Origin of the sequence: Wolbachia endosymbiont of Oryzaephilus surinamensis (assembly GCF_025617515.1) — a bacterium.
GTDB lineage: Bacteria > Pseudomonadota > Alphaproteobacteria > Rickettsiales > Anaplasmataceae > Wolbachia.
Genome location: NZ_CP092526.1, coordinates 1,599,032 through 1,618,554 on the forward strand (window position 1 = coordinate 1,599,032; position 19,523 = coordinate 1,618,554).

Below are 19,523 nucleotides of genomic sequence, written 5' to 3' on the forward strand. Positions count from 1 at the left end.
CTAAAAATGTAGCGTATCCTCTTCAGAGCATATCTGTCGTATGTGCACTGCATTTTTTCTAATCTTTTTTATACAGGGGGATCTTATGTTCAGAATTCCAGATACTTGACCTTTAATTTAGCTAATAAAAACCAACTGGTACCTGCGGTTTTTATAGCTACGTTTTCTCAAATAAGTTTTAAATGAATAGATTTCTTGCATAATAAGATGTCATCCCAGTGCTTGACACTGGGATCCAATAAGAAAAATGCGCTGGAACTTTCGAATTCCAGTTATGCAAGAAATCTAATGTTAAAAAACTCACAGTTATCCTAGTACTGCTTTATTATCTACAGTCTTTTCATACTTGACAGAAGAGAGTTGAGGATTAACAGCTTCTTCTATTGATTTAGCCTGTTTATAGTCTTGACTTAGGAAATATATAGCCACTCCAACTGCTATTCCAGCAACAAGAGCAGATACTGCGAGTGTGCATAATATAATAGTCATTGAAGGGACTAAAGCACTACCAACACCGAGTCCAATGCCAAGAAAAACGCCAGGTATAATGCCAATCAAACTATTACATCTAGCACTTTCTTTTTTCGATTTAGCTTGGTCTTTCATACATTCGATGAGTACTTTTTTTGTTTTTCCATGAGCTAAATCTAGTGAAATGTTACCTTCTTCATTCTTTATCAAAGGATTTGCACCATATTTTAAAAGGGCTTCTATTGCCTCAGTGTTATTACTTATAACAGCTTGGTGTAATAATGTATTTTTACTACTTTGATCTTGAAAATTTATCAATTTGTAGAAATACTGAGGAGTAATAAACCTATTCACAGTTTCATCTAAAATCTTCATCACGTCTTGAAATGATAATTTCTCTTTTTTCTCAGATATTGCACTATTGTATTCAATGCAGTGGTGCAAAATAAGATACACCATCTTTTTTCTTATATCTACAGCATCCTTTATAGATAAAGCTGATTTAAATAACTCTTTGTTAATTAATATTTCGTTATTCTCACCAAGAAACCCCTTCAATTCTCTAGTTTTGTCTTCATACCCTATCCCTTTCTTACAGACGATTTCAAGTAAAGTAGTCATATTATTTACCCATTCTAATTATATCAATAATACAATAAATTCTAATAAAAGTCAAGTTTTTTAATTAAAAAATTAATAGAACTTATTAGCAATTCCTACAAATGTCAAATAAATTCAAAAGAAACTCACAGGATCAACATCTATTGTTACTGCAATATTTGAATTCAAGTTGTAATTTTTAATCCAATATTTTAGCTTTTTCTTTATAGATAAACTATGTTTATTGTGTATTTTGAGTAGCACTCTATACCGATATTTATTATTTAAGAAATTTATTGCTGCTGGTGATGGGCCAAAAATTTCAAATTCTTTCAATGTCAAGTGCTGAGAGGTAGTTGAAAATTGATTATGCAAAAAGTTTGTTATCTCATTTGCTGCTTTTTGTGTTGCAAATTGATCCTTACCGCAAACTATAAGCGCTATTAATCTACTAAATGGGGGCATTTTAGCTTTGCTTCTTGACTCAAGTTCAATTTCATAAAACAAATCCCTTTTTTGCTGCTGCAATGCTTTTATTATCAAACTTTCAGGATTATTAGTTTGCACTATTACCATTCCTTTTTCATTAAACCTTCCCGACCTTCCTGCAACTTGATGCAATAATTGATATGTCTTTTCTGCTGCCCTAAGATCAGAATTTTCAAGTCCTAAATCTGCATTGATCACTCCAACCAAAGTTAACTTAGGGAAATTATGCCCTTTAGCAATCACTTGTGTACCGATTATAATATTCACTTCTTCTTTGAGCACTGAGTCAATTACGCTACCAAGCGACTTCTGGTCGCTGCTAATAATCGCAGTCTTTGCGTTTGGTATTAATTTTACTATTTCTTCAAGTAACCTCTCAATTCCTATACCACAAAGGGATAATGACTGCTGACTTTGACAATTCGAGCATTTTTCTGGAAGTTTTGATTGGTAAGAACAATGGTGACACAAAAGGACGTTCTTTTTCTTGTGGTACGTAAGCCATACAGTGCAATTTGAGCAGGAAATTTTATATCCACATTTTTTACAAACTGCAAGTTGCGCATACCCCCTGCGGTTTAGAAAGAGCATAACTTGCTGTTTTTTCTCTATGGTTTGTTTTATCCCTTCGAAAAGCTCATTTGAAATCCATTGTTTATTATTCACTACTTTTATGTGCGGCAACTCTGCACCACCGAATCGTTCGGTTAGCTTTACATGGTTGTAATTCCCTTTTTTAACATGATAAATTGTTTCAAGCAGCGGAGTAGCGGATGATAAAATAATCGGAATATTTTCGAGTTTGGCTAAGATAATTGCCATATCTCGAGCATTATATATAATTCCTTGTTCCTGTTTAAAGGATGAGTCATGCTCTTCATCGACGATGATCAATTTTAGGTTCTTATAAGGCAAAAAAAGTGATGACCTTGCCCCAATAATTATCTGCGCACTTCCATTTGCTATATTAAGCCAATTATTTCGGCGAGCTTTGGGAGTAAGTCCTGAATGCCACTCAGCTATATTTCCAGATATCTGACTGTGAACACGATTTACTAATTGTGAAGTTAGGACAATTTCTGGCAGAAGGATCAGGACTTGTGCATCGTTTACGATTTCAATTAACCTTGCAATCACAGAGAGATAAACTTCCGTTTTTCCAGACCCGGTTTCACCGTCAAGCAAAGTCACTGAATACTCATTCAAATTACTTATTATCTTATCGCGAGCTGCTTGCTGCTCAGGGCTTAATTGGTAATCTATTTCACTTATTTCCTGCTTTTGCTTAGTGAAAACTAACTTATCTATCTGATTTACCTTTAATACTCCTCCCATTATTACTTTGGCAAGCATACCGATAGGTATTACATTATACTGCGCAACCCACTCTGCAAATTCGATCAGTTTTGGTCTGATACTCGGTAACTCGATCTTTTGTTCAATGCATTTTAATTCTCGATCACTCTTGCCGCTATATTTCCAAACTATTCCAATCAAACGCTTTCTGCCAAATGGTACCACTACGTAATCTCCAATTGAAGTTTCAGTATCTTTCTCAATTGCATATGAAAATAGCTGATCAATTGGAAGTGGTAGTAATACGTCAACTGTTTTTGTCATAAGTTAGCGCTGTTTTTAGATACATAGAGAAGCCTTAATGCTTTTTTCATAGTACACAATTTATAATCATAAATATTAGAAATGTGAGGAAATTCTGTATGTTTAGCGATAAAATAGTCCTAGACTTTGAAATAGAAAAAGGTGACCGAATAGATCGGTGTTATTTCTCTACACGCATCAAACTTACAGATAAGAGCAAGAGTCTTCTATGTGAAAAGCTCGATAAACTTAACAATTTAGATGATTACTTTAATCTTAATCCTGAAAATTTTTACATTTATTACAATAAATATTTTGGGCACTATGGTAGAGATGAGCTATATGTCAGAGATAATAATGGTAGATATTTAGCTACTAAACTTCCACTTGATCAGAGCGGATTTTCGATAGAGTTATCATTCGACGAGGTGAATTATGGTTTTTATCCTCTCTATGCAATCTATAACCCCACTCAATATGACAAAAAGCAGGAAAAGAGCTTTGAAGATAATGGTGAATTGCAGCCGTTTGTATCAAGTGTATTGGATTACTTTCTAAATGGCTTAACCGTTCAAGATATGTTTTTGCAAATACAAAATGAGCTTGTTGAAAAAGAAACAAAATTAGAAGAAGACAGAAGAAAAGCAGAGGAAGAATTAAATAAAAAGAATGAAAAGTTAAGGGAACTCATAGAAAATGATGAGATTAAAGTACTTAAAGTAATAAAAGGCCATAGTATTGGGAATGGACGTTCAGCGGCAATTTTGCAGCTTGATGGTGATCTTGATGCAAGTAAGTACTACATAGCAGAGTATGAAGGCAATGAATACTTACATTGCACGAGCTCTGGTTATGACATACTGCTTGACCAGAGCGATTTATTTTTTGTTCTCAATAGCAGCTCTTATCTTGAACTTGAAAGCGGTTTCTACTCAATACCTGCTGGCAACTATGCTAAATATCTCGATACTAAGAATCTGCTTTTTCGCGATGATCAACTATCTAAGCAGTTATGCAAAAACAAGGTAAAGGCTGAATCTACAGTTAACGCATTTTTCTCAAGACTTATTTATAGTGAAAATTTTTAAGAGGTGAATATGAAATTTAAAACAAATTCTGAATATGATAAATCAAAAAATTTAGATTTAGATGCTAAAGACTCTGCAGGCTATGCTGCTCTACATAAAGCTGTTTTTAGTAGGCGTTTCGATGAGGTCAAACTGTTAATAGATAAAGGCGCTAGAGTGGACGTGGAAGATAAACATAAGCTCACTCCACTTTTTTATGCTGTTATGAATAATGATGAGAAAATGATAAAATTTCTAGTCGAAATAGGTAATGCCGATGTTAACCTGGGTAAATATAATAATCCTCTTGGCATGGCTATTTCACTTGGACGTATGGAATTAGCAGAATATTTGATAGACAAAGGTGCAGATATAAACCGACAAGACAGTATCGGCAGAACCTTTCTGCATAAAGCTGCTGAAGATGGAAATTTAGCTGCAGTGAAATTTTTAGTAGAAAAAGGTGCTAGGCTTGATGTTTTAGATAAATGGAATGATACTCCTCTTCATGTTGCTGCAAATGTAAAAGTCAATAAAGGTCATACAGAAGTAGTAGATTATTTAATAAAAAACGGTGCAGATATAAATCTTACTCATAACTACACTCCGATACACCTAGCTATTACACGTGGAAATTTAGATATGGTGAAATGTCTGATAGATAATGGTGCTGATCTTTATATTAAAAGAGCATGCGATGGTACACCTCTTACTTATGCTAAACAGCAAGGGCAAGTGGAAATAGTAAATTACATGGATGGTGTAATGTCAAACCTTTCACGTAGCAAAACTGTATCCCTTGATAACACTAATATAAATATCAAGTATGACTTAGCTGCCAATAAGCTAGATACAATAGAAAAAAGCATTAAAGATGCTGTACGAGACTTTAAGGGTGCTTTTAATACCTCTGACCATGATATAAGGATCAATACTTATGTATTCAACACTCAAAATGAGTTTAAAGAGTACTTGAAAAAAGTTGGATTCGATGCTGGCGACGGTGTTAATGGCTACACAAGAATGATCGATCTAAATAAGGGAAATGCTGCTGACGTTTATGTCTACCTAGATAGTAAAGGGAATTTAAATCAACATACGTTAGAGCACGAGATAGGGCATGCAATGCACTTTGCAAATCTTGGTCTAAGCTATATCTTGCCAAAAGCAATGCACGAAGCTATTGCTAACTATGTTGCTGGTTTAGAAAATGGCAAACACATTAATGATCACGGAGATAAAGAAGCTTTAATTGCAATAAAAAATAAGAATCTTAAACTAGATGAGATATTACGTAATGATTATCAAGGAAATCACTACTATTCAGAAGCAGAGCAAGTAGTAAAGTTTCTTGAAAATAAACACCCGGACTTAATTGATAATTTACTAAAGAGCCTCTCCACTTATAAGAGATATCATGATAGGGATCAAGGTAAGAAATTAGTTGAGGATTTTTTGACTGAGCTGAAAGGTTATGATCAAGAATTTAAACAATGGGTTAAGGCTGAGCTGAGTGGTGAACAACATATGGAATATAATGTTGTTGAATCTAACAGTGTTGAAAGTTCAACAAGCCAACAAAGTGCAGGCAAGGGTCTATATGGTTATAGCCCAGTACATAATGTAAGTGGTGATAAAACCAAGATAGAAAGTGTCAGTAGAGAAGATTCTATGCAACCTGCTAAAAAAGTGAGTGAAGACGAACAAGGAAAAGCTGTTACAACAAAAGTTATGAAGTATAATAAACAGCCTTTCTTAAAGGTGAATATTGATGACAATAATGTAGAAAACACTATAGGAAAAGTAAACGAGATAAATAAGGTAACAGGTGCGACGAGTTTACATTTTGCTGCTTCATTGGGAGATTTAAGCAAAGTAGCAATGCTACTAAAACACAATTCATATACTGATACAAGAGACCATAATGGACAAACGCCACTACATTATGCCATTCAGTCAGGAAATACGGAAGTAGCAAAATATCTTATTGATCATGGAGCAAATCTTAATGTTCATGACAATTATTATCAGAAAACTAATACTAAATATGTGTATTATAAGACACCTTTACACTATGCTATTGAGTCTGGAAATATAGAGATAGCTAAATACTTAATAGATCGTGGTGCAAATCCTAATATTCAAGATGCTTATTCCAAAACGCCATTATACAGTGCTATTTATTCAGGTAATACAGAAATAGTGAAGTATCTATTAGATCATAACGCAGATCCTAATAGTAAAAGTTATTATACTTTTCCGTTACTTGCTGCTATTAAGCTAGGGAATGCGGAAATAGTTAAGAGTTTAATTGAGCATGGCGCAGATCTTGGTATCAAAAACACGTCAGCTCAAACACTGCTGCACTATGCAATTGAGCTAAAACATACGGAAATTGCTAAATACTTAATAGATCGTGGTATAGATGTTGATACCCGTGATATTAGCTCTGGTAAATCTCCACTACATTTTGCCATGTACATGAAAAATATGGAAGTAGTTAAATATCTCATAGAGCATAATGCGGATATTGATATTCAGGATAGCTACGGCTTAACACCTTTGCATCTTGCTGTTGATCTTGGGAATAAGAAGATGATAGAGCAGTTAGTTGAAAAAGGTGCGAATATTAATGCTCAGGATAATGATGGTTGGACACCTTTAGTTCATGCAGTGAGGCATGGAAAGTTAGATACAATAGAATATCTAATAAAAAACAAAGCTGACGTTGACGTTGTAGGCAAAGATGGCAGGACACTTGTTGAACATGCTGAGTTATGGGCAGAAGAGAAAGGACTAGCAAGAGATGTAATAGATAGCAAAGGCGGTAATGATTCTTATTATCGTGAGCTTTCAAAAGAAGCTGCAACTTGGGAAAAAGCTGGAAAGGATATGCTTAGCTATCTCAAAAAAATTACTATGCAAGAAGAAGAATCTAACGATATAGACCAAATGCCAGCAGATCAACCTGCGAGTGAAGAAAGGAGTAAAAGATCGATAAGAGGAGACGAAGAGAAGCAAGAGGAAACAATTGTTATAGATAATGTGAAACAACATCCTTTAAAAATCAAAGTGGGTGAGGCTGTTGAAATAGGGAAATATAAGGTAGAACTGCAAGTTACGTATGATGATGTAAGAAATTTTTATGACACTATACGTGGTAAATATCATGATGGTAGTGGATACAATTATGAGCAAGTAATGGTTTTGTACAATGAAATTGTTAGGCCAGCATCACAGCATCATGATGAACCATTTACTCTTGCTGAGTCCTATATTGCAGATGGGCATCTATTTATTAAAAATCAAGATTTTGGAATTTTGAATGATTTTAATGAGATGTTCTATAAAAGTGATGAGTTTATGTAATGTAAAAGGTGGATGAGAATTAATTGATATAAGGAATTAGATCTTTCACTGTCATCCCAGTGTTTCTTTCCCCTGCCATTCCGGCGTTTCCTTCTCCTGTCATCCCAGTGCCCCGACACTGGGATCCAGTGTTCATATAATCTCATCACAAACGTTTATTTTAATTTTAGACCAATACCCAATTTAGAATCAAAATTCCTAGATTCCAGTGTCAAGCACTGGAATCTACTATGCAATTTACTTTTTTATATAACAAATAATATTAATTTATTAATTGACAGGTGGCGTGGGTTATACTATTATTAAGATATATAGTTAATATCTTAATAATCAATATGCCAAAATATGTTAATCGCATTGCTCAATCTATTGTATTAAAAGTCTATACTGATAAGGAACATCCTAGAGTTAAAGTGTTTTGTAAAACTGAAGATAGAGAAGATGGACAAGTTGAAACAAGACTCTCAAAACAGGAAATTGCGGAGTTTTTAAATCAATTTGCCAATAAAGGAAAGCACCAAATTTCTATCAGTAAAAATGTAGAACAAGGTATAATTAAAGATATAGAAGGTATACGTAGAGAAAATGGTAGATATGTATACAAAGCACCGGATTTATCAGCTGAAGAACAATATGATAAATTATTTGAAAGTGAGAAAGCTATTCAATTTAATTTGAATACTTTTATGTCAGATAGTATATCTAAAATTGTAGAATTAAAAGATAGATTTGAAGAAATTTTAGGTTTTTCTCTCGAAAGAGGGTTATGTCACTCATTAAATTACTTTGTTACTTTTCTAAAATTAGAGAATAGGCAAGATTTTGTTGGATTTCTCGAGTCTGATAATATTATATCTGTGCGACCCGAAGTTGCGATTTTGTGATGGTTAGATTCCATCTTCCCTAGACATCAGGGATAATGTATGTCTCACATTTTAAAGAATGGCAACCTTTAGGATGCAAGCATGAGATAAAAGCAGGTAATGCTAAACCTTATAGCAAACTCCTGCAAACAGAGTTAGATATGGTTACAAGAGAAACTTATGATTGAATTGTCGTTATATTGAATATGCGAAATTAAGGTTGTTTTACGCATAGACCAAAATGGTATGAAGCATACGAGGAATTAAAGTTAGATGTCTTTGATTATAGATGTTCTCAGCTTCCGGTAAAAAGTAAGAACCTAAGTCTAACACGAAACAAAATCGTGAAACGGGATAACCATATAGGTGCTCTTATATTCATTTGAATGTAAGTAGGCAGCCAGCCATAAGCACTTACATTGGAGGGATTGTCCAAGAAGCTAATGCCCAAAGTAATATTTGGGATATGCAGACGTGGACACTATAATTTGGAGGGTAAAGTTGTGAATAGTAGTAAATATGTTATAGACCAACAATTTGTTAGGTATGAATGGAATACAATTCCTTGGCGTAAAGTTGAGAAATTTGTATTTAAGCTACAAAAGCGAATTTACCAAGCTGCAATATGTAATGATAAGAAGAAGGTACATAAACTTCAAAGATTATTACTCAATTCAATAAGTGCAAAACTACTTGCTGTCAGAAAAGTAACTCAAGATAACAGAGGGAAGAAAACTGCAGGTATTGATGGAAAAGCAAATCTTAATCATAAAGAAAGATTGCAATTAGCATATTCTTTAAATGTTAGAGAAAAAGCGAAACCATCAAAACGTGTTTGGATTCCAAAACCTGGAAAACCAATAGAATATCGCCCTCTTGGTATACTTACTATCTCAGATAGGGCAAAAGAAACACTTATGAAAATGGCACTAGAGCCAGAGTGGGAGGTAGGATTTGAACCGAACATGTATGGTTTTAGACCTGGTAGGTCATGTCATGATGCTATTGAAGCCATATTTAATTCACTGAATTGGAAAACAGCGTACTGTTTAGATGCTGATATTTCTGGATGTTTTGATAATATTAATCAAAATGCTCTGTTGGAAAAACTTAACACTACACCAACCTTTAGAAGAATTATAAAAGGATGGTTAAGAGCTGGAGTAATGGAAAACAGAAAATTTGAATCCACAAAACGTGGTACAATTCAAGGAGGGACGATCTCACCGTTACTTGCTTGTGTTGCATTAAATGGATTAGAACAATATATCAAAGAAACGTTATGGAGTGAACTTCTTCAATATAGGAAGATGAAATGTGGTGTTGCAAGCAGTAGAGAAGCAAAAAGCTCATTAAGTGTAATTTTCTACGCAGATGACTTTATCATCATACATGAGAGTAAGGAAATCATTCTGAAGGCAAAAATGATAGTTGAAGAATGGCTCAAAACCATTGGACTAGAATTGAAACCTTCAAAAACAAAGATTTCTCATACTCAAAATGGAGAAAAGCCAGGATTTAATTTTCTTGGTTTCTCAATAAGGCATTACTCTACGAAAAATAATAAGAGGGGTTATAAATTATTAGTCAAACCAAGTCGTGAATCCAGAAAACAGCATACACTCACTATAAAACATAAGATTAGAGGATTAAGAGGATCAACACAAGAAACAGTAATAAGACAGCTTAACCCAATTACTAGAGGGTGGAGCAAATATTATTCTTCGGTTGTGTCAAACAAGACCTTTAGGTTTATTGACAGTGTAATGTTTAGAAACATCTGGAAGTGGGCAGTCTACAGGCACCCAACCAAAGGAAAATACTGGATTAAAAATAAATACTTTAAAAAGTATAAAAACGATAATTGGCGATTTATGACAAATAACAAAGTTCTTCTTATTAAGCACGGAGATCATGCTATTAAAAGGCATGTCAAAGTGAAAGGAACCAAGTCTCCATATGATGGCGATTGGGTTTATTGGGGTAATCGTTTAAGGAAGATACCAGATAAACTACCAAGAGTAATAAAATTGTTGAAGTTACAACAAGGTAAATGTGGTCATTGTCAACTTTGGTTTAAAAATGATGATATCTTAGAAACACATCATATTGACCGAAACAGACGTAATAATATGAAAAAGAATTTATCCTTGTTACATGGACATTGTCACGATGAATTACATAGAAAGTGTGCATGACAAGCACCAAATTATAGAGGAGCCGTATGAGGCGAAAGTCTCACGTACGGTTCTGAAGTCGAGTGGGGAGAGGCGACTTTTCCCACTTAGATAACGAACAAGATTTTATGAATTATATTGATGGAAAAAAAGAACAAACGAAAAAGTTATTAATGATGCAGTTTTTATCGCAATTCTTACCTATTCTTGATATTCAGAGCATTGAAAAGCGAGAAGGAGATCCATTTTATTATGATGAGATAATATATAAGCAATTATGTAACGATCTATCTTCAACAAAAGTATGGGTCTATACTAACCAAGAACAAATCAAACGTTTCTTAAATGATGTGAAGATAGGATGCTACTTAGAATTTAGTTATTTTTGCTATGCTTGTAATGAAGAAGATGTCATTGAGGATGAGGGGCATTCTATGTTGGTGTATAAAGCAGAGAATGATAAATACATATTTTTTGACCCTAATAAAGGAGCGGTTGGCTTTTGTCCTGATACAGGAGCTGCTAATTTTACATTAGAGGAAGTTTGTAGGGTAATGGAACTTGCTGTAAACCATTATTCATATGATATGTATGTTGAAAATTTTGCAGATTATTGCGAAGTTCGTATTGGACTTAGAAATGCAACACTGATTTCAAAGAAAGCTGAAAAACTTTATGAAACAACAGAAAGAACAAATTCAAAAATAATTGATATATCAGTTGATAAAGGTATGAATAAATTGTTGCTCACACCTGCAAGTCTGTGAAAGGACATAACTCGATCTTTTTGGCTATTTACCAAGTATAGACATCAGCTCATTCCATTCTCTTTTACCAATGCCACTTTCTTCTCTCGCAACATTTTCTCCTTTTATTAGCTTGCGAATTATTTCAAGACCAGTTTTTGAAATACAGGCTGATTTTAAGGAGTATTCAATGAAAGCATTATAGGCCAGCGGGACCCATTTCTTTACTATGTCCAACATAACTTCTGCATAGACTCTAATTTCATATTGGGCGTGCTGATCAGCTCTAAGCCTTAAAAAGTGAAGAAGGTTGTGTAAATCTATTTTCCAATAAAACTGAGTATAGTAATTAAGTGTTAGATTAGTTCGGGCAATTTCCCTTGCAAGGCCCTGTTCAATAAATTTCTCATAATGAGAATATACTAAATTAGAATCATTTATTAGAGAATCTATTATTTCTTTTGAAGTACTTGAGTCAAAAGCTTCACCGCTGCCTTGTTTATTATTATCAGATTGTTTTGCAACCTGTTCTGGTATATAAAATTCATTATCAAGTATCGAATACCTTCCGGAATATTCATTCACATTTGCAGTTCTATGTCTTATCCACTGTCTTGCAATAAAAATTGGAAGTTTCACGTGAAACTTAATTTCACACATTTCAAATGGAGTTGTATGATGATGCCTCATCAAATACTTTATAAGCGCCTCATCTTGATTTATCTGTTTAGTTCCCTTTCCATAAGAAACGCGAGCAGCTTGAACTATGGCGCTATCAGAGCCCATATAATCAATTACTCGAACAAATCCATGATCTAATACTTTATGTTCTTCGTATAGAATGTCATCTATTTCTTTTACTGTAGTTCGCTTAGTTGTCTCATTCATAATATATCCTCAAGATGAAACGAAAATATCAGCCCCGCATGAATTGAGTTTTTCGTCCATTGCTTCATAGCCTCTCCATAAATGATGTGAGTTATTTATTGTAGTTTCTCCTTTAGCTACCAAAGAAGCGAGAATTAAAGCTGCTGTTGACCTTAAGTCATTAGCATGCAGATTAGCTCCAGATAAGCTCTTTATTCCACTTATAGTAGCTTTATTTTTTTCGATGCTGATATTAGCACCTAATTTTCTTAGCTCATTTGCATGTGCAAATCTACTTTCAAAAACGTTCTCTTCAATGATTGATATTCCACCTGCAATTGACATAGCAGACATTAGTTGTGGTTGCATATCACTGGGAAAGTTGGGATATGGATTTGTTGCAACGTGAGCAGATTTAATAGAGCCATTTTTTCTAGAAATAATAATACCATCATCATGTAACTCAACTCTGGCTCCTATAGTCTTCAATTCATTTGCAATACATTCTATATCAGACAAACTTACTCCTTCTAACTTTAGCTCGCCGTCGGTAATGATAGCAGCCAAAGCATAAGTACCGGCCTCTATGCGATCTGGTATTATTTTATGCTCACACCCATTTAATGCTTCAACACCTTCTATTGTGATTTTTGTATTATTAACTTCAATATTGGCACCCATAATCTTCAGAAACTCTATTAAATCAAGAACTTCCGGCTCCGTTGCGGCATTGTTTATTGTTGTTACTCCTTCTGCAAGTGTTGCTGACATGATTATGTTTTCTGTTGCGCCAACACTTACTTTTTCAAATGTTATTTCTTTGCCTTGCAATTTTCCCTTTGTTGTTGCAGTTATATTACAGCTATCAATTTCAATTTTAGCTCCCATTGCTTCAAGTGCCTTGATATGAATGTCAACAGGACGTTTTCCAATATTACATCCACCAGGAAATACTGTTGAAACTCTACCAAATCTGCTGAGCATTGGACCTAGCATTAAAAAAGATGCTCGCAGTCTGCTTGCAATTTCATGTGATATTAAATGGTTATTGATATTGCTACAGTCAATTTCCAAAGTATGATTTGCTTTATAGTCTTTATTGCATATAAAATTTACTTCTGCACCAAGACTCTTAAGCAGCTCAGACATCAAATGCACGTCAATTAAATCAGGTACGTTATGCAAAGTTATTGAAGAATTACTAAACAAGCTTGCCGCCATTATTGGCAAGACTGCATTCTTTGAACCATTAATCTTGATTTTTCCAATCAAGGGCTTATGGTTACTTCTTACTAATATTTTATGCATTTAATCAAGCGATAGAACTTATCAAGTAAGTATAATAGGTTAGCGGTAAAAGGCAAAATTTTGCTTTTTCTTCTTCAGTCATTCGAGTAGCTGACACTGGGATCCATTTCTTCATCATCATCAAAATGTTATATTTCAACATTACTTTTATGCTGACCAATTTAACTGGATTCCAGTTGGCTTTGTTGCATCGCTATCTACGGCGGATTAAAGATAAAAAAGATGAAGAATATCAGTAGCTTATTATTCTAGCATTTATAGTAAGGACGGTCAGTGAATATCTAAATTTGAGTAAAAGAAATTTTACTACCATTCACTAATCTAGCTAAAATTCAAGAATTTCAATGCTTTAGCTATTTTAAGTAGAATTAAATTTACTAATACAAACAATAAATTACTATTCTTAAATTTGATCAGATTGACTGCAAAAAAAATAAGATTTTCAATAAGTTGCTTGTATAGTTAGCCTTTCATAGGTAGCGATGCAACAAAGCCATTCCAGTTTCAGCTACTCGAATGACATTTTCGTAGTCGATTCAAAATAGCATAATTAACTACACCTTTCCAAAGATGAGAGACGCGTTGGTACCACCAAAACCAAATGAATTAGAAAGCGCATATTGAATTTTATGCTCTTGAGCTTTAAGTGGTACAAAATTTAAATCACACCCTTCTGAAGGTTTGTGTAGGTTTAAAGTTGGTGGAACAATTCCATTGTTTAATGCAAGGATACTAAATATTGCTTCAACACTTCCTGCGGCACCAAGTAAATGTCCTATAGAAGATTTAGTCGAGGAAACAGGTATTTTATAGGCATAGTCACCGAATAACTGCTTCATTGCTATTACTTCAACTTTATCCCCAAGTTTTGTTGAAGTTCCATGTGCATTGATATACCCAATTTGACTTGGGCTTACTTGTGCACTCCTTAAAGCAAGTTCCATTGCCTTAAGTGCGCCTCTTCCTTCTGGATGTGGTGCTGTAATGTGGTGCGCATCTCCTGTGAGTCCATATCCAGTGAGTTCTGCATATATTTTTGCTTCCCTTTTTTTTGCATGTTCATATTCTTCCAGAACTAATATACCGGCCCCTTCGCCCATGACAAATCCATCGCGTTCTTCGTCCCATGGCCTTGAGGCCTCTTCAGGCTTATCATTGAATTTAGTTGATAGCGCCTTCATCGATGCAAAACCTGCAATTCCAACTCTGCATAACGCACTTTCTGCTCCGCCTGCAATCATAATGTCAGCTTCACCGAGTTTTATAGCTCTTGCTGAGTTTATAATCGCATGCGCACCTGTTGCACATGCAGTAACCGCTGAGTCATTTGGACCTATAAATTCGTATTTAATAGAAATATGACCAGATATCAAATTTATTAGACTTGCAGGAACAAAAAATGGGCTAACACGTCTAGGCCCCTTCTCCTGCATGGTAATTACATTTTCCTGAATTGATGGAAGACCACCTATACCAGAACCAATAGCTACACCTATTCGCTCTTTATTAATATTTTTATTTTCCAAAATTAGTGAATCTTCTACTGCCTGAACAGCTGCTGCAATTCCGTAGTGAATAAAACGATCTGTTCTTTTTAGGTCTTTTTCAGAAATATAATCTAGCGGATTAAAACAGCTTTCAGCGTTGTAGGATACCTGTCCTGCAACCCTGCAAGCAAGATCAGAAGAGTTGAACCTATCTGTACTGATTGCTTTTATGCCAGATTTACCTTCTTTCAGCTTTAACCAGGTGTTATTAACATCTGCTGCTAGTGGAGTAATTAAGCCAACACCGGTAACTACTACTCTTTTGCTCATTCAACATCAATTGTTTGCTTTGTTTACTACATATTCAACTATCTGTTCCATAGTTTCCATTTTTTGCGCATCTTCATCAGGAATCTCTATACCAAATTCTTCTTCAGCTGCCATGATTATTTCAACTGCATCTAAACTATCTGTGCCATGGTCTGAAAGCTTTGAAGAACTACTAAATCCCTCTACATCCTTACTGATGTGCTCTAGTATAATCTTCTTTACTTTTTCTTCTATATCTTCTCTAGTGCTTTTTGCCAATTCGTTCATTTCTTACTAAAAAATAACCTATTCTCTGATGTTATAAGAAATTTTGATGTTTGCAATAGCTTTTATGATTATATAAACTATTAAAAACTTCCTATCTCTTAGCACTCGATAGTTAATAAATTTAAAAATGCTAGACGAAACAACAAAAAATTTGCTTGTTGTAGAAGTGAATAAGCTCTTACCTGAAAATAGCGAGAATAAACTTATATCAGCTATGCGTTATGTACTTCTTGCTCCTGCAAAACATATACGTTCTTTTTTAGTTATAGCATCTTCGTCGATATTCAACATAAAGGTTGAAAAAGCAATAACAGCAGCAGCAGCAATTGAATTTATTCATGCTTACTCCCTAATTCACGATGATCTGCCATGTATGGATAACAGTGACACTCGAAGAGGCCAGCCAAGCTGCCACAAAAAATTTGGTGAAGCAACAGCAGTACTGGCCGGAGATGCATTACTTACCCTGGCTTTTGAGGTATTATCTTTGTTAAATTGTGAGATCATAAAAGTGCTCTCTCAAGCAATAGGAATGAAGGGAATGGTGGGAGGGCAGATTTTAGATATAGGTGCAGATTTTGACAAAATAAAAGAAATTCATTTGATGAAAACTGCAAAACTATTTGCAGCTTCATGTGAAATAGGGGCTATAATAGGAGGCGCTACAGACAAGGAGCGGGAAGCATTATATAACTATGGAATAAATCTAGGGCTTATTTTTCAAGCCAAGGATGATATCGAAGATTATGAGCAAGATAAAACAAACAATTTAATGTCCGTGCTTGGAAAAAATGAAATGGAAAACTATATAGATAGTCTCTTTAAACAGGCCTCAGATAATTTAAGTACGCTTTCAGGGAATACTAGTGACTTATATGATTTATTGAATCAAGTAAAAAAAGATGGTTAGAAAAATTATATTACAAATGTTTATCTCTGTAGTAATGATTCTCACTTTAGCTTCTGCTTTTATAATTACGATTGTTTATATAAACAAAGATAAACCAGAGAAAAGGGAAAAGCTTTACGAAATAAATGCTACACATGGTGGTTTGACACAGATGATAGCAAGTTATTTGGTCAGGCCGATACTTGAATCAGCTCTTGATCGTTATATTGAAAAGCATGGGTTAGCAGAATATTTAGAAGAAATAACACAGCAAAAAGAAGAAGAGATGATAAACTTTTATGAAATTACTGAAGGCAGTGGCAGTAAAGTTTTCTGTGGCCAAGAAGTTCTGCTACAAATGTACAAAGTCTCCAACAACCTAGCAACGCTACTTCCGACTGATGTCAATTTGAAAATAGGTCAGGATTACTTAAAAGAAGTGAGTTTAGGGGTAATAGGTATGAAAGAAGGTGGAGAGCGTGTAGTTACTATTGCCGCTGATGACAACAAAATGAGTTTTAACTCTTATTACATCAAACTGATTGAAGTAAAAGATAAATATCCTGATTCAGTAAATAACCTAATGATTTTTAATGACTTAATTAACAAAACTGGAAAACGAGTAAAATGTGGCGATGAGATATCAGTTCAATATAGCATAAAGAGACATAATGGTGAGTATATAATCAAAGATCAAATAGTGCAGTTTAAGGTTGGTGACAAAAAAATACCACTTGCTATAGAACTTGGAGTTGTGGGAATGAGAGCTGGTAATAAAAGAACAGTTCTTTCTTCACCTGATCTTTTAACTGATGTGTTAACAAAAGGCATAGATTGTGATATTGCAATAATTGATTTAAGCTTGAATTCTACTATTGGAAAATAGCTTGAAGAATTACGAAGTAAGAAAAAATAAAACCTCTTGAATGCTCTATATTACTTAAAGTAGGCTTCCTCTAAAGTATAAATTTAGATAAATCAAGCTGCTTTGAAATTGACTCTAGTTTATCTCTTACATATTTGCTATCTATAACAAATTTTTCACTATTTTTTTCAGAAGCGATAAAACTTATTTCATCCAAAAGCTTCTCCATGACAGTATGAAGTCTTCTTGCACCTATATTTTCCACTTCTCTATTAACTGTAAATGCTATTTCAGCTATAGTCTCTATACCATCATCAGTAAACTCAAGTGTTACATTTTCCGTTTTCATTAACGCTATATACTGTTTTAACAAACTAGATTCTGGTTCCTTTAATATTTTTATTAGATCCTCTTGAGTAAGCGCCTTAAGTTCCACTCTAATTGGCAATCTACCCTGTAATTCTGGTAAAAGATCAGATGGCTTAGATAAATGAAAAGCACCAGATGCAATAAATAATATATAGTCTGTTTTTACGGGGCCATACTTAGTTGAAACAGTTGTTCCCTCAAGTAATGGTAACAGATCGCGCTGCACTCCTTCTCTGTTGACTTCACCTTTTATTTCTGTACGTGCTGCAATTTTATCTATTTCATCTAAAAACACTATGCCTTCATTGCTAACAAGATCAATCGCTTCTTTGATTATCTTGTCTTCATCCATTAACCTTTCGCTTTCTTCATTAATCAATATTTCACGTGCTTCTTTCACTTTAACTGTAATAGTTTTTGTTTTTTTGCTCCCATTAAACATCTTGCCCACGATTTCTGTTACGTTCATCACACCAATTTGCCCACCTGGCATGCCAGGTATATCAAAAGTGGGTAACATACCCTTGCTCTCCCTGACGTTAATAGAAACTTCTCCATCTTCAAATTCCTTATTTCTCAGTCTTTCTCTGAAAACTTTTTTGCTTTCCTCGGTTGCATCTTCACCAACCATGGAGTTGACTATTATCTTTTCAGCCAAACCTAAAGCTTTTTTAGTTAAGGCTTTACGTGCTTTTTCCTTAACTAAAACTATTGCTGCGTCAACTAAATCACGTATTATCGAGTCAACATCACGTCCAACATATCCTATTTCAGTAAATTTCGTTGCTTCAACTTTTATAAAAGGTGCACCAGCAAGCTTTGCTAAACGGCGAGCTATTTCAGTTTTACCAACTCCCGTATGGCCTATCATGAGTATATTCTTAGGTATAATCTCTTCACGTAGTGGAAGTGGGACTTTATTTCGACGCCAACGATTTCTGAGTGCAATAGCAACAGCGCGCTTTGCATCATTCTGCCCGATTATAAATCTGTCTAATTCTTTAACTATCTTCTGTGGTGGTAGATCATCTAATAAAGCTTGTGAGCTTTGAATGCTGCTACTTCCTGTACCTTCATTTTCATAGAGGCTATTTTTCTCATTATAGTCATCATTATTATCAAATTGACCCACTACAGATTGACTAGAAAAATTGGCACACAAAGTTCTTGACATATTACTCCTCTATTTTTTCGATAATTAGATTATGGTTTGTATAAACACATATATCAGCAGCTATCTTCATAGCCTTTTTTGCAATCTCCTCTATTGATATTCCTTCAACGTCAATCAAAGCTTTTGCTGCAGATAAAGCAAAATTTCCTCCAGAGCCAATGGCTGCAATGCCATCTTCAGGTTCAAGAACATCACCCGTTCCTGTAATGACCAATGAAATGGACTTGTCTGCCACGATCATCATAGCTTCTAATTTTCTTAGATATTTATCCATTCTCCAGTCTTTTGCAAGTTCAACACATGCCCTCATTAACTGTCCTGGGTGCTTATCAAGTTTAGATTCTAGCCTTTCGAAGAGAGTAAATGCATCAGCTGTTGCTCCAGCAAAACCGGCAATTACGGAATCACCAGAAAGACGCCTAACTTTTTTTGCTCCAGATTTTATAACGGTATGGCCTAGCGAGACTTGCCCATCACCTATTACTACTACATTTTTGTCTCTTCTAATTGACAGTATAGTAGTACCATACATTTTACTGCTGTCATGATGAATCATTTTTTTGTTATTTTAATTCGTTATATTATA

Annotated in this window: 16 protein-coding genes; 8 read left to right on the forward strand and 8 right to left on the reverse strand. The window is 34.5% G+C overall.

Features of this window, described 5'->3' with window-relative positions; all coding sequences use genetic code 11:
- Positions 1 to 306 precede the first annotated feature (306 nt).
- Positions 307 to 1,092 carry an ankyrin repeat domain-containing protein gene (locus tag MJ631_RS07420; protein WP_214303192.1) on the reverse strand — a complete coding sequence of 262 codons (786 nt, stop codon included), beginning with the start codon at positions 1,090 to 1,092 and terminating at the stop codon, positions 307 to 309.
- A 114-nt stretch (positions 1,093 to 1,206) separates the two neighbouring features.
- Complete coding sequence (priA, locus tag MJ631_RS07425) at positions 1,207 to 3,180, reverse strand: replication restart helicase PriA (protein ID WP_214303193.1); 1,974 nt, start codon at positions 3,178 to 3,180, stop codon at positions 1,207 to 1,209.
- A gap of 98 nt (positions 3,181 to 3,278) precedes the next feature.
- Between priA and MJ631_RS07430 the strand changes: the two genes are divergently transcribed.
- From MJ631_RS07430 to MJ631_RS07455, 6 genes are all read left to right on the forward strand, one after another.
- A complete protein-coding gene (locus tag MJ631_RS07430) occupies positions 3,279 to 4,247 on the forward strand; it encodes a hypothetical protein (protein WP_214303194.1) in 969 nt (322 codons plus the stop codon).
- 9 nt (positions 4,248 to 4,256) lie between these two features.
- Complete coding sequence (locus MJ631_RS07435; protein WP_262986315.1) at positions 4,257 to 7,595, forward strand: ankyrin repeat domain-containing protein; 3,339 nt, start codon at positions 4,257 to 4,259, stop codon at positions 7,593 to 7,595.
- Positions 7,596 to 7,930: 335 nt separating this feature from the next.
- On the forward strand, positions 7,931 to 8,479 hold the full coding sequence (locus MJ631_RS07440) for a hypothetical protein (protein WP_262986316.1): 549 nt from the start codon (positions 7,931 to 7,933) through the stop codon (positions 8,477 to 8,479).
- A 35-nt stretch (positions 8,480 to 8,514) separates the two neighbouring features.
- The gene (locus tag MJ631_RS07445) at positions 8,515 to 8,646 is read left to right on the forward strand and encodes a hypothetical protein (protein ID WP_255521118.1); all 132 of its coding nucleotides are present in this window, start codon (positions 8,515 to 8,517) and stop codon (positions 8,644 to 8,646) included.
- 255 nt (positions 8,647 to 8,901) lie between these two features.
- Positions 8,902 to 10,656 carry a reverse transcriptase domain-containing protein gene (locus tag MJ631_RS07450; protein WP_214303292.1) on the forward strand — a complete coding sequence of 585 codons (1,755 nt, stop codon included), beginning with the start codon at positions 8,902 to 8,904 and terminating at the stop codon, positions 10,654 to 10,656.
- A 107-nt stretch (positions 10,657 to 10,763) separates the two neighbouring features.
- Positions 10,764 to 11,402: a hypothetical protein gene (locus MJ631_RS07455; protein ID WP_262986317.1), complete on the forward strand. Its 639-nt coding sequence runs from the start codon at positions 10,764 to 10,766 to the stop codon at positions 11,400 to 11,402.
- Between the two features lie 24 nt (positions 11,403 to 11,426).
- On the opposite strand, the gene thyX is transcribed toward MJ631_RS07455, so the two are convergent.
- The 4 genes from thyX to acpP form a co-directional block, all read right to left on the reverse strand.
- Positions 11,427 to 12,269 (reverse strand): FAD-dependent thymidylate synthase, encoded by an 843-nt coding sequence (gene thyX, locus MJ631_RS07460; RefSeq protein WP_007302176.1) that lies wholly within the window; start codon positions 12,267 to 12,269, stop codon positions 11,427 to 11,429.
- 9 nt (positions 12,270 to 12,278) lie between these two features.
- Positions 12,279 to 13,556: a UDP-N-acetylglucosamine 1-carboxyvinyltransferase gene (murA, locus tag MJ631_RS07465; RefSeq protein WP_214303196.1), complete on the reverse strand. Its 1,278-nt coding sequence runs from the start codon at positions 13,554 to 13,556 to the stop codon at positions 12,279 to 12,281.
- A gap of 554 nt (positions 13,557 to 14,110) precedes the next feature.
- Complete coding sequence (fabF, locus tag MJ631_RS07470) at positions 14,111 to 15,373, reverse strand: beta-ketoacyl-ACP synthase II (RefSeq protein ID WP_019236756.1); 1,263 nt, start codon at positions 15,371 to 15,373, stop codon at positions 14,111 to 14,113.
- 6 nt (positions 15,374 to 15,379) lie between these two features.
- Positions 15,380 to 15,640: an acyl carrier protein gene (gene acpP / locus MJ631_RS07475; RefSeq protein ID WP_007302173.1), complete on the reverse strand. Its 261-nt coding sequence runs from the start codon at positions 15,638 to 15,640 to the stop codon at positions 15,380 to 15,382.
- Positions 15,641 to 15,767: 127 nt separating this feature from the next.
- Here acpP and MJ631_RS07480 point away from each other — a divergent pair, with 127 nt between their 5' ends.
- Positions 15,768 to 16,550, forward strand: a complete 783-nt coding sequence (locus MJ631_RS07480) for a polyprenyl synthetase family protein (RefSeq protein WP_006014603.1) — start codon at positions 15,768 to 15,770, stop codon at positions 16,548 to 16,550.
- On the forward strand, positions 16,543 to 17,415 hold the full coding sequence (locus MJ631_RS07485) for an FKBP-type peptidyl-prolyl cis-trans isomerase (RefSeq protein WP_052264717.1): 873 nt from the start codon (positions 16,543 to 16,545) through the stop codon (positions 17,413 to 17,415). The genes MJ631_RS07480 and MJ631_RS07485 overlap by 8 nt, the downstream gene beginning before the upstream one ends.
- Positions 17,416 to 17,485: 70 nt before the next feature.
- Here the strand turns inward: MJ631_RS07485 and hslU are convergent, their stop codons facing one another.
- Positions 17,486 to 18,937 (reverse strand): ATP-dependent protease ATPase subunit HslU, encoded by a 1,452-nt coding sequence (gene hslU / locus MJ631_RS07490; RefSeq protein WP_010406444.1) that lies wholly within the window; start codon positions 18,935 to 18,937, stop codon positions 17,486 to 17,488.
- A gap of 1 nt (position 18,938) precedes the next feature.
- The gene (gene hslV / locus MJ631_RS07495; RefSeq protein ID WP_010406442.1) at positions 18,939 to 19,493 is read right to left on the reverse strand and encodes an ATP-dependent protease subunit HslV; all 555 of its coding nucleotides are present in this window, start codon (positions 19,491 to 19,493) and stop codon (positions 18,939 to 18,941) included.
- Between the last annotated feature and the right edge of the window lie 30 nt (positions 19,494 to 19,523).

Excerpts from the sequence above, each read along its gene's own strand:
- MJ631_RS07420 (WP_214303192.1), bottom strand. The coding sequence starts at position 1,092 with ATGACTACTTTACTTGAAATCGTCTGTAAGAAAGGGATAGGGTATGAA.
- priA (WP_214303193.1), bottom strand. The coding sequence starts at position 3,180 with ATGACAAAAACAGTTGACGTATTACTACCACTTCCAATTGATCAGCTA.
- MJ631_RS07430 (WP_214303194.1), top strand. The coding sequence starts at position 3,279 with ATGTTTAGCGATAAAATAGTCCTAGACTTTGAAATAGAAAAAGGTGAC.
- MJ631_RS07435 (WP_262986315.1), top strand. The coding sequence starts at position 4,257 with ATGAAATTTAAAACAAATTCTGAATATGATAAATCAAAAAATTTAGAT.
- MJ631_RS07440 (WP_262986316.1), top strand. The coding sequence starts at position 7,931 with ATGCCAAAATATGTTAATCGCATTGCTCAATCTATTGTATTAAAAGTC.
- MJ631_RS07445 (WP_255521118.1), top strand. The coding sequence starts at position 8,515 with ATGTATGTCTCACATTTTAAAGAATGGCAACCTTTAGGATGCAAGCAT.
- MJ631_RS07450 (WP_214303292.1), top strand. The coding sequence starts at position 8,902 with ATGCCCAAAGTAATATTTGGGATATGCAGACGTGGACACTATAATTTG.
- MJ631_RS07455 (WP_262986317.1), top strand. The coding sequence starts at position 10,764 with ATGAATTATATTGATGGAAAAAAAGAACAAACGAAAAAGTTATTAATG.
- thyX (WP_007302176.1), bottom strand. The coding sequence starts at position 12,269 with ATGAATGAGACAACTAAGCGAACTACAGTAAAAGAAATAGATGACATT.
- murA (WP_214303196.1), bottom strand. The coding sequence starts at position 13,556 with ATGCATAAAATATTAGTAAGAAGTAACCATAAGCCCTTGATTGGAAAA.
- fabF (WP_019236756.1), bottom strand. The coding sequence starts at position 15,373 with ATGAGCAAAAGAGTAGTAGTTACCGGTGTTGGCTTAATTACTCCACTA.
- acpP (WP_007302173.1), bottom strand. The coding sequence starts at position 15,640 with ATGAACGAATTGGCAAAAAGCACTAGAGAAGATATAGAAGAAAAAGTA.
- MJ631_RS07480 (WP_006014603.1), top strand. The coding sequence starts at position 15,768 with ATGCTAGACGAAACAACAAAAAATTTGCTTGTTGTAGAAGTGAATAAG.
- MJ631_RS07485 (WP_052264717.1), top strand. The coding sequence starts at position 16,543 with ATGGTTAGAAAAATTATATTACAAATGTTTATCTCTGTAGTAATGATT.
- hslU (WP_010406444.1), bottom strand. The coding sequence starts at position 18,937 with ATGTCAAGAACTTTGTGTGCCAATTTTTCTAGTCAATCTGTAGTGGGT.
- hslV (WP_010406442.1), bottom strand. The coding sequence starts at position 19,493 with ATGATTCATCATGACAGCAGTAAAATGTATGGTACTACTATACTGTCA.